The sequence below is a fragment of the Mycobacterium sp. genome, assembly GCF_036488105.1.
In the GTDB taxonomy this organism is placed as follows: domain Bacteria; phylum Actinomycetota; class Actinomycetes; order Mycobacteriales; family Mycobacteriaceae; genus Mycobacterium.
Genome location: NZ_DASXHW010000406.1, coordinates 1 through 2,134 on the forward strand (window position 1 = coordinate 1; position 2,134 = coordinate 2,134).

General features: G+C 69.7%; 5 protein-coding genes. All 5 read right to left on the reverse strand.

Annotated elements, in window-relative coordinates:
* A partial coding sequence (locus tag VGH54_RS21655) for a hypothetical protein (protein WP_331514149.1) occupies positions 1–260 on the reverse strand: 260 nt, incomplete at its 3' end.
* On the reverse strand, positions 257–484 hold the full coding sequence (locus VGH54_RS21660) for a hypothetical protein (RefSeq protein ID WP_331514150.1): 228 nt from the start codon (positions 482–484) through the stop codon (positions 257–259). The genes VGH54_RS21655 and VGH54_RS21660, both read right to left, overlap by 4 nt.
* Entirely contained in the window at positions 481–717 is a 237-nt protein-coding gene (locus tag VGH54_RS21665) for a hypothetical protein (protein ID WP_331514151.1), read from the reverse strand. The genes VGH54_RS21660 and VGH54_RS21665 overlap by 4 nt, the downstream gene beginning before the upstream one ends.
* Positions 718–748: 31 nt before the next feature.
* Positions 749–1,774, reverse strand: coding sequence for a hypothetical protein (locus tag VGH54_RS21670; protein ID WP_331514152.1), 1,026 nt, complete (start codon positions 1,772–1,774; stop codon positions 749–751).
* On the reverse strand, positions 1,774–2,134 hold a 361-nt coding region (locus VGH54_RS21675; protein ID WP_414688764.1), incomplete at its 5' end, for a hypothetical protein. The genes VGH54_RS21675 and VGH54_RS21670, both read right to left, overlap by 1 nt.

Consider the following 2,134-nt stretch of genomic DNA (forward strand, 5'->3'; position numbering starts at 1 on the left):
GGCCACGCGGCATTGGCGGAGACCATGCGGGCGATCCGCTCGTCGGTGTTGCACTGCGCCGCGCCTAGCCCGTTGCTGCTCCGGCGGCGTCCGGGCGCGTTGAAGAACGCGAGGCCCTTGTCCGGGTGAACGGCCCACCACTTGTTGACGTAGTGCATGAAGAAGCCGCCCTCGGCCGGGTTCACGGCCTCGTCGAGCGGCAGGAACCGGTAGTGGTCCGCGGTGAATGCGCCGCCCGGTACGGTCTGCTGCTCGCTCACGGCGTTACCTCGTCTTCCTGCTCGGCTGCTGCTGCTAGTTCTGCCCTGATGGTGGCCGTGACGGCGTTCGCGAACTCGATTGCCTCGCGCCTCCCGTAGCCCCTGGATGCGGCCATCGAGATCACCGTGGAGATGAACCGGGGACGGTCGGTCAGGTACAGGGCGATGATCTGGGCGCGGGCCGCTTCCTCGGGGCTGTAGACGGCGGCATGCTGCCCGCTCACTGCCTTGCCCCTCGCTTCTCGTTCCTGATGTGCTCGTCCATGGCGATCGAGGCCGGCGCGTCGCGGCAGAAGTCCACGCAGGTGACGCAGAACGGCTGGCACTTGCCGCACGAGGCGTAGTGGAGCACGTCCTCGTCGGTCCACCCGGTTACCTTGCGGAACGCGGCGAGGACATCCGCGTCGCGGGCCAGCCTTGCGATTGCGCGTTGGCCCTCCGGGCTAAGTCCGCTCACTGGTGCCCTCCCTCGGTGAGGTAGTAGCGGTTCACGGCTGCGGGCCAAGCGTTCGGACGCCTGCCGAGTCGGAGACCATCAGCGTGTCGCTGCCCGTGTCGCCGCCGGTGAACGACCGCAGCCACTCCTCGCGCGTCCAGCGGATGTCAGCGAACGCCGTGGCGTTGCCCTCGCACCAGGCGGCGAGTTCTTCTGCGGTGGCGAACACGGGGCTTTTCGGGGAACCCTCGGTCGTGGTCTCCCAGAGCTGCCAGCCGTCGCCTGCGGGCGGCTCAGCCGGCTCCCACGCCTCGGCCTCGGCGCGCTGGCCCTCGTACGCCTCCGTGGTGCCGTGGCCGCCGCAGGTCGGGCACCTGTCGGCGAAGCCCTCGCGCTCGCACCGGGCGCTGACCGCGATGCCCGCGTTGATGCTGTCGTGGCCGAAGCCGCTCAGCGACCACTCGTTCACCTGCGCGGCGGTCGGGACCACGGCCGGGTCCTTCTTCTGCCAGCCGCCCTCGCGGGACCACGTGTGGGTGAAGTCCATCAGCCGCCCCCGTCCGACGAGGGCGTTCACGTCGTCCTGGCTGAGGTGATGGCACCACTGGCCGTTCCACATCTTCGACAGGCGCGCTGCCTCGCGGGCGATCGCCGCATCGGCGGGGTTGATGTAGTCGTCGTCGTCCTGCCGTTCCATGAAGGCGATCCGGCTGAGCCTGTCCTCAAGCCCCGCGTCATCGAGTACCCCGGCGGCGTGAGCGTCGCGGGCCGACGTTCGCAGCCTGTCGGTCCGGCTAACGGCACCGTAGAACTCCGGGTCGCGGGCAATGTTCCGCTCGGCGAACGCGCGCACGGCAGGAGTCCACGGCTGGAGCGGCACCGATCCCGTGCTCTCCGGGTCGAACGGCACGTAGCCGTACCAGAGGGCGTGCAGGCGCTCGGCGTGCGGCGAGTAGCCGTGCTCGCAGTCCGGGCACTTCGCCTCGTGCAGCCACTCGGGCAGCAGGAAGCCTTCCCACACCTCGCCGCGCGGCCAGTTGAAATCGAGCGGTACGCGCTTCACTTCGCGATGTCCCATTAGTGCTCTCCGTTCCTGCGGCTGAAGAAGGCCGCAATGTCTGACGCGCTCTCGACCTTGCCTGTCCCCCGCTCGGGGGCCTTGGGTGCTTTCGGCGGCGTGCCCCGCGCGGGGCGTTTCCGGATTCCGTTATCCCGCATCTTGCGGGCGGCGGCTATCGCGATGTCCCGTAGCCACACGCTCCGCTCGGTCTCCCCGCGCAGCGAGTCGACCAGCTCTGCCTCGGCGTCGGTGAGCTTGAACGAGACCGGCACGCGGCGGCCGTCAGGCGTCCGCGGTCGCGCCATCATCAGCGGGAAGCAGGGCGCGGTCGAGGCGCTCGGCGTAGTCGGGGGCGAGGAGGTCGAAGGCGGAAAGCTC

What these genes read in the sequence shown, in the direction of transcription:
- VGH54_RS21670 (WP_331514152.1), bottom strand. Translation starts at nt 1,774, where the DNA reads ATGGGACATCGCGAAGTGAAGCGCGTACCGCTCGATTTCAACTGGCCG.